This is a genomic window from Bacillus sp. NPDC077411, from assembly GCF_044543425.1.
Classification (GTDB): Bacteria; Bacillota; Bacilli; order Bacillales; family Bacillaceae_G; genus Bacillus_A; species Bacillus_A bruguierae.
On sequence record NZ_JBITWA010000044.1, the window covers coordinates 1 to 8,176 of the forward strand.

Annotated in this window: 5 protein-coding genes and 1 rRNA gene; 3 read left to right on the top strand and 3 right to left on the bottom strand. The window is 30.1% G+C overall.

The genetic code is table 11. From position 1 onward, the window contains the following. Positions 1–692 precede the first annotated feature (692 nt). Both ACIGHG_RS25490 and ACIGHG_RS25495 read right to left on the bottom strand, forming a co-directional pair. Positions 693–2,084, bottom strand: a complete 1,392-nt coding sequence (locus ACIGHG_RS25490) for a sensor histidine kinase (RefSeq protein WP_396551262.1) — start codon at positions 2,082–2,084, stop codon at positions 693–695. Further along, on the bottom strand, positions 2,077–2,775 hold the full coding sequence (locus ACIGHG_RS25495) for a response regulator transcription factor (RefSeq protein ID WP_396551264.1): 699 nt from the start codon (positions 2,773–2,775) through the stop codon (positions 2,077–2,079). The genes ACIGHG_RS25490 and ACIGHG_RS25495 overlap by 8 nt, the downstream gene beginning before the upstream one ends. A gap of 698 nt (positions 2,776–3,473) precedes the next feature. On the opposite strand from ACIGHG_RS25495, the gene ACIGHG_RS25500 reads away from it, so the two are divergent. The 3 genes from ACIGHG_RS25500 (at position 3,474) to ACIGHG_RS25510 (ending at position 7,681) form a co-directional block, all read left to right on the top strand. Then, positions 3,474–4,229, top strand: a complete 756-nt coding sequence (locus ACIGHG_RS25500; RefSeq protein ID WP_336474687.1) for an ABC transporter ATP-binding protein — start codon at positions 3,474–3,476, stop codon at positions 4,227–4,229. Then, entirely contained in the window at positions 4,226–6,832 is a 2,607-nt protein-coding gene (locus tag ACIGHG_RS25505) for an ABC transporter permease (RefSeq protein ID WP_396551266.1), read from the top strand. Before ACIGHG_RS25500 ends, ACIGHG_RS25505 begins: the two co-directional genes overlap by 4 nt. A 426-nt stretch (positions 6,833–7,258) precedes the next feature. Then, positions 7,259–7,681, top strand: a complete 423-nt coding sequence (locus ACIGHG_RS25510; RefSeq protein ID WP_336474685.1) for a YfmQ family protein — start codon at positions 7,259–7,261, stop codon at positions 7,679–7,681. A gap of 402 nt (positions 7,682–8,083) precedes the next feature. On the opposite strand, the gene rrf is transcribed toward ACIGHG_RS25510, so the two are convergent. Next, positions 8,084–8,176: ribosomal RNA gene (gene rrf / locus ACIGHG_RS25515) — 5S ribosomal RNA — on the bottom strand; the annotation flags it as partial.

Sequence of the window (8,176 nt, forward strand, 5' to 3'; positions counted from 1 at the left end):
AAACTCTCCAATAAAGTGTTTGTCTAGCATCATAAATAAAAATTGACGTTTCACGTTGTTTGTTTCGTTCAGTTTTCAAAGAACTTGTTTGCCGCTCAATCGGCGACTTCCTTATGTTAACATCTCAGTTATTCGATGTCAACTAAGTTTTTTATTTTGTTTGTCGCGTTTTTGATTTGTTTCATCAGCGACTCGTATAATATTACACCCTTATTTAATAAGAGTCAATGTCTTTTTTAAAAATATATTTATTTAGGAGGAGAATACCACACTCGCCATATTAATGAAGTATAAATCGGATTAACCTCCTAATTTGGGCATACTATCCTTGTCTCGTTGTTTCATAAAATTTCTCTTTATTTCGGCAAGTTAATTCTTTTTTCATATGCGACAAGAAAAAATCTCGCTTCATGCTCTAACTTCTTTGATAAAATTCATTTGGCAATAAGTCCAAAATACTAGAATGGATCCTTCTGTTATTGCAAAACGCAATATATACAGCTACTTCTGAATAAGCTTCAGCGAATGTTTACGGGTATTTCTCATCGCTTTTCTCACCTGTTACAATCAGCATAACCGTAATGATATGTTCTTCATTCATCGTAATATACTTTTCTTACAATGAGCGGAGTAGTTTTATAAGAAATGATTAGAAGTACTGAATTTGAAAGAAAGGAACACGCCTTTTTTGTTCAAAATTTTAGAATAATTCTAAATGTAACACCCTTATCATTATTATTAAAAACTTCAATTTTCCCATTATGCTTATTAACAATACTATTAGCAATGGTAAGACCCAAACCCAAGCCCCCCGTTTTTCGATTTCGCGATTTTTCTCCTCTGTATAAAGGAGAAAATATATATGGAATATCCTTATCTAAAATACCAGGACCGTTATCTGATATTGATAAACAAATATAATTTTCTACACTAATTTCTAAGTTCACCTGTATTTGTCCTTTAACAGGAGTATATTGTATTGCATTTGATAAAATATTATTAACTGCACGAGATAATAGATAATAATCTCCCTTGAAAATAATATCCCCACACGAAGTAAAAATTATTTCTTGTTCTTTTTTCACTAATTCTGGTTCAAACCCTTGAATTAATTCCTTCATAACAGCGGTGAAATTTAATTCTTCTAGATCCAAAGGCTTTTCTAAATAATTCACTTGGGTGAAAGAGTGCAAATCAGAAATTAATTCATTTAAAACATTTGCTTTCTCATAACTAATGTCTATATATTTCTTCCTTTTTTCAGGTGTATTTGCAATTCCTTTTTTTAACCCCTCTAAATATCCTCTTATTGAAAATAATGGAGTTCTTAAATCATGAATAATGGAAGAAAAAAACAATTTCCGTTCTTGTTCCATTTGTTCTTGTTTTTCCAAAGCTTCTTTCAAGCGACCTTGTAAAATTAAAAATGATTCTGATAAATTATTAATTTCTCTAATAGGAGTGTGCGGTAAAGTGAAATGATACTCTTTTCTAGCAATCGCCTTTACTACTTGTTGGAAATCAACAAGTGGTTCTAATGCTTTCTTTTTAACAAATCTATTACATAAGAGTAGCATAATTCCACTTAAAATAATCCAAATCCATAACCCTCCCCATTCATTAATAATATAATTCAAACGGCTCTGCTTCATCTTTGGAGCTAGACGATTATCTTGTATAAAAGCAATTCCTAATAACTCATCTCCATCATATACCCGATACTCTTGACCAGGAAAATCTGATTTTGGCTCATTAGTAGCATTCAGTTGCGAGCCAACTTGATACCCTGGGGACTTATAAACTATATTTGAAAACGTCGTCTCATTGTTTTTATTAATTAATTTAATATTTATCTTTAATTGCTTCGTTTTTTGATCAATATCTTGCTGCCAATTTACATCATTCCACTTATAGGCATTATCTAATATAGTATCTTTAATCCATGGTTCTAAACTTTCTAATTCAAAATAATAATGTTCTTTGGTATAATTTAAAACTAATTGAGTAATGCTGAAAGGAATTACTAAGAATACAAATATAAATATATATAACCAATGTTTGATGTTGAGTTGTATTTTATTCATTAGTCTCACCGAATTTATAACCAATTCCCCAAACAGTATAGATCTTTATTTGATTTGTTGATTTCTCAAGTTTCTCTCTTAATTTAGCAATATATACTCTTACCGCATGATTATCCCCTTGTTCATACCCCCACACTTTTTCTAGAATTTGTTCATATGTCATTACTTGATTAGGATTCACTAAAAACAATTTCATTATTTTAAATTCTTTTACTGTTAATAAAATCATTTCATTATTTATATAAACCTCTCTTCTATCTATATTCAGCCTAATATTCTTATAACAAATCTCATTTTCTATTTTATTATTTTGCTTTTCAAAGCTTTGATTTAGCCTACGTTCAATTGCTTTTATTCTTGCTATAATTTCCCCCGGTGTTGCACTTTTAACAATATAATCATCTGCCCCGATGTTTAAACCTCTGATTTTATCTACATCATTTTGTAATGCACTTAAAAAAATAATTGGCACATTACTTTCTGCACGAAATTTTTTACATATTGAAAAACCAGATTCATTGTTCATCATAATATCTAATAAAATCATATTAATATTTATTTTATCAAATATCCTTTTAGCATCTTCTCCATTTGTTGCTTTAAATACTCTATAACCTTCTACTTCCAGAAAGTCCTGTAACATTTCCATAATTTCTTCTTCATCATCTACAATAAGAATATTGTTAACCATCTTCTTCCTCCTGGATAGTACGATTTTCAAGTTATTGTATATTATACCTTATAATAACAACACTTTTTTATAATTGAATCAATTTCATAATCCTCAGCCCCTATGACTTCAACTAATTTGAATGACGAAAAAGTCGCTATTCCTTATCTAAAAGGTATAGCGACTTTTTCCGTTAACCATCCAGTATGACGTATTAGGTGTGGGTTATGATTACGAAGTCATTTATACACAAATTTACTGCACGAAAACAAAAACCATGATTACTTATAATAAACGCAATGTATGAGAGCTCCTTGGTTTTGATGAGAAATATCAAACACTGGAATACATACAACCAAATGAATGTAAAACATTTCCGTTAGCGACAGATTCTCTTCGCTAAACAATCTACAAGATCAAAATAGAGACAAATATTCGGAAATATAGTGCCTCATGTAGTGAGTCAGAGGTGTGGAAAAAACTTCACAATCAAAGAAGCGCTGTCGAACGAGTCTTTCAGTTAAAAAGAAGAAATTATTAATTATATGCAATTTTGATATAAATATAATAAAAATTCCATCGCACTATCTTTTGACATTTTTTTGATACTTTTTTGATAAGAATTCTATACGTTTTTTTTATATTAAATATAGAGCATTACTTATATGTTATAGAAAAAATTTTCTTTCTATAACTCACAAAATATAGGAGGTACTTTAATGACTAGCATATTAAAAGCACAGAATGTCTCTAAAATATATGGAGAAGAAGCTAATACATTTTACGCATTAAAAAACGTTTCATTAGAGGTCAAAACAGGTGAATTTTTAGCAATAATGGGGACTAGCGGTTCGGGAAAATCTACTTTATTAAATATCTTATCCGGCTTAGATCGACCATCTTCAGGAGAAGTACTTATAAATAATATTAAGATAAATAACCTACATGATAATGAATTAACCGAGATTAGAAGTAATCAAATAGGATTCATATTTCAACTTTTCAACTTAATACCAGTTTTAACTGCTATGGAGAATGTGACGCTCCCTTCTGAATTAGCTGGCCATAACATCGAGAAAATCAGACAAAAAGCATCAGAATTATTAGATCTAGTTGGTATAGGAAATTTAAAATCATCATATCCTTCTAAAATGTCCGGTGGTCAACAGCAGCGAGTTGCCATTGCAAGGGCTCTAGTCACACAACCTAAAATTATATTAGCAGATGAACCAACAGGAAGCTTAGATTCAAAAACAAGTAAGGAAATTTTGAATTTATTGCGAGAATTTTGTGAGAGCTTACAGCATTCTTTAGTTGTTGTCACTCATGATGCTATGGTGGCATCTTATTCTCATCGAGTGATTTTTCTAAAAGATGGCAAAATCCAAGATGAACTGATTCTAAAAAATTTAAATTTATCTCCCAAAGAAAACACTAGCTTAATAATAAATAAAATAGAGGAGAGCTCTATATGAAAGGATACTTTCTACTATCGATAAAATTCTTAAAGTCCCAAAAAAACAGAACTATTTTTTCTATAGTTGGTGTAACTATAGGAATAGCATTATTAATTTTTTCTAACATCTTAATATACACTGTTGAAAGGTCAAACGAAAAAACTATAAAAGAAAAATATGGGGACTACGACTTAATAATTGGCTATAAAGATTCTACCCAATTTCTTTCACAGGAAGATATAAACACTATTAATAATTCTAAAGAAGTTAAAAACAGTACTCCACTTCTTTATCCGTACATCGGCGAACAACATCCATACAAAGAAATGGCCGCACAACCCATGTATGTGGGCATAAAAGATGACGAGTTAGCAAAACAACATATATTTGCAAAACTATCTTCTGGAAAATTACCTGGTCCAAATGAAATAGTCATCCCTTATAATACGGCGCATTCTAAAAATTTAAAAATAGGTTCTAAACTTGAACTTCCTTTTCCACCAAATAGTATAAAAGAGGTAACAGTATCGGGGATTATGGAGCAAAATCAATACCTTAATTCAGTTGTATTATTTAATTATAAATGGTTAGCAGATATGACCAACCAAAATGGACATACAACCACATTAATAATTAAATTAAATGATTTAGGAGATAAAGAACAATTTATACAATTTTTAAAAAGCAAATACAAAAACTTATCTATAGACAGTCAAATTAAAGCAGATAAAGAGAGAGAAAATATAGGCGGATTAAAACCAATTATTCAATGGTTAAGCATTGCTATTTTACTTGGTAGTATGTTACTTATCATTGGGGCATTACAAATGTCTATTCAAGAAAGAAAAAAAGAACTAGCTACTTTGAGATTATTAGGGATTAAAAGAAGAAAGATTTTCCTCTTGGTAATGAATGAATCTTTTATTATAGCCATAATTTCAGCATTAACCGGTTTAATAACAGGAATATTCTTATCTATACTTTCATATAAACTGATTGAAAACCTAATGAATTTACAACTTGGATTTATTTCTATTCCATGGAACTCTATTCTAATAGGAATTCTTTCAACAATAATATTAACAATGATTTCAAGTATTTTCCCGGCACTATCTGCTAGCAATCTTACACCTATAGAAGCTTATCATAGTTCAACTGACCTTAACTATAAGCAAAATCCTTTGACAGTAGCTGCTAGTATTTTAATGTTTCTAGTATCATGCACCATCTACCTTTTAAATTACTACTATTGGCAGCAATCCAATATATATATAATAGGCATTGTTTTATTTTTACTGTCTATACATCTAGGATTACCTACAATGTTTAAAATAATTACGAATCTAATAACTATATTATTAAAAAGATTTTTTAAAGGCGATGGTTTATTAGCTAGTAGAAATGTACTCAAACAAATCAAAAGAAATATTCAGGTTGTACGTGTTTTAATATTAGGTATAGTAATTTGTATTGTCGGATTACATTTTCTCGAAGTGGTTAAAGATACAACTCAAACTGATATAAAACATCGATATCCACTTAACTACACACTGCATTCTAATTCATCCTATGAAGAACCCGGATTATCTGAAGATTTATATCAAAACATAAAAAGCATTAAAAATATTAATGCGATACCAGTGTATAAATCTAAACTTTTTTTCACTTTAAATTTAAATCAAAATATTAATTCTGAAAATACTGTAACATATAATATAAATGGTCAAAAACAATTTTTAGTGGGTGTACAAGGCTTGGATTTTTCATCCCTTCAAAAAACACTACCTATTAAGATTAAACAAGGTACTATAAACGAGGAAAGTTTAAATGAAGGAGGAGTTATATTAACTTCTTTTACTTCTGAAATATTGGGATACAAACTTCATGATACAATTCGTTTAATTCCTGAAGACCAATTAGCAACGAAAGATGAAAAAATTAATTTTGAAAATGGAAATTCCGAAAAAAACATTATCTCATTAAAAGTTGTCGGCATCATCAATCAAAACCCTTTGACAAATGATCAATCTGACTTGCGTATATATACCTCCCCTACATTAATGAAAAATGTTGCAGGTGTAAATACAATAGATAAAATTTATTTTAATATCACTCATAACAAAAATACAGTAAGTGCACAAATAAAATCCCTCATTCAAAATCAACCTTCTTCAAAGGTAATTTTATATAGCCAAGAAGAAGAGATAAATAAATTTCTTCAGCAATATTATCAAAGAATCGTGATACTACTCTATACAGTTTGTATGATAATTTTCTTGGCTTTTATCGCTCTAATGAATGGAATGGCAAGTAGTTTAAGGGAACGTGCTAGAGAATTTGCAACTATGAGAGCTATAGGCTCTAAGCGTAATCAAATTATTCGTCTCTCTTTACTTGAAGGTTCTATTGTTTCAATTTCCGGAGGAATAATAGGGGTATTTTGTGGGATTATCTTAGTTTATCAATTGCTAGTATTACTAAAAACTACAACATTCATATTCCCTTTAAAAATCGTATTGATTTGCCTATCTATTAGTCCTATTTTAGGTATTGTAGCTTCTCTAATACCAGCAGCCAAATTATCAAAGGTTCATATATTAGACAAATTAAATAATAAATAGTGTATTCAACAATAAATACCCCTTGTCTTTTTTATAGGCATAGTTAAAGACATTATCAATAACCAATCTGACTTTTATACTCTATAAGAGTTAGATTGGTTCACTCTCTTCTGAAGTATACGTATTTCTAGCCCTAATACTAACGTTATTTTACAAAAGGCTTCAATAATTAATTGCGAAATTTCATCATCATTTGCTTGACGCTGTTTTGCTTCATAATGATAACGTTGACCTTAAAAAATGAGATAAATTCATAAAGTTTCACATAATGTACACAAATCAACTAACTACCCTATGATAAAATGGAAATTATCAACAGTTACTAAACAATGGACCATTATGGTCTATTTTCACATGTCTATCAGCTGATTACCAATATAAGTACTGTCATAATATTATTTTAAAATGTAATGGAGATGATAAAATATGACAACCTGGTTTATAGTTTCGTTGGTTATTGTGTTTACTATTAAATTAATACTAACTTCTCTTCCAACTGCTGTTGTAGAATCGTTTACCAGCAAATTTCAATTACACCCAAATCTCGATGATGCGACTGTTACCGTAACCATCGATGGAAAACCTTTAGAAGGCGAAGACAAGATTCAAGTTATTAACCAATTTAACCAAGCGCTATTTTTAGAGAAATACTATTTCCCTCCACAGAGCAGTGGAACACCATTGATCATTAATACTAAGAGGGGCAAAAAGGATGTTAGTTTTTCTATATACAGTTACAACGACCACGTTGATGTAATCAAACAGTATAAGAAAAAAGTAGTCGCATATAGTCTTCGTTCCGATAGCCTTCAAAAACGTTCCATGTTAGTAACAGGAGATGTAGTTTAAAAAGATCGTCAAAGAGGCGATCTTTTTTTGTGGATGAAATGACAACTGAAGCTAAAAAGAAAAGGATTCTTAATACATAGGAAGCAGTTCAGTTATTGTGAAGAAAATCTAAAATAACGAGCTAATTCACATGTTAATTTGCATAGTAAATAACACGCAAAAAAGCTCAAAGTTCCTATATAACTCTGGGCTTTACTTTTGTATGAGGCTTATTCAATTAAAGTTACGTTAGTGAATTAATTATTTTCAAAAGAAATTTTTAATACTCTGAGAAAATAAAAAATAAAAAGCAAAAATTGCTAAAAGAGCTCCAATATTATGTACTATACGAAAACTTCTGCTACTTATTTTCTTTTTATGGCATATACAAAAAAGACGAGTCATACTGACTCGTCTCAGATTGCCTGGCAACGTCCTACTCTCACAGGGACAAAGTCCCAACTACCATCGGCGCTAGAGAGCTTAACTTCCGTGTTCGGTATGGGAACGGGTGTG

Bases quoted from the DNA above. Each gene is read 5' to 3' on its own strand.
- ACIGHG_RS25505 (WP_396551266.1), top strand. From the start codon at position 4,226: ATGAAAGGATACTTTCTACTATCGATAAAATTCTTAAAGTCCCAAAAA.
- ACIGHG_RS25500 (WP_336474687.1), top strand. From the start codon at position 3,474: ATGACTAGCATATTAAAAGCACAGAATGTCTCTAAAATATATGGAGAA.
- ACIGHG_RS25495 (WP_396551264.1), bottom strand. From the start codon at position 2,775: ATGGTTAACAATATTCTTATTGTAGATGATGAAGAAGAAATTATGGAA.
- ACIGHG_RS25510 (WP_336474685.1), top strand. From the start codon at position 7,259: ATGACAACCTGGTTTATAGTTTCGTTGGTTATTGTGTTTACTATTAAA.
- ACIGHG_RS25490 (WP_396551262.1), bottom strand. From the start codon at position 2,084: ATGAATAAAATACAACTCAACATCAAACATTGGTTATATATATTTATA.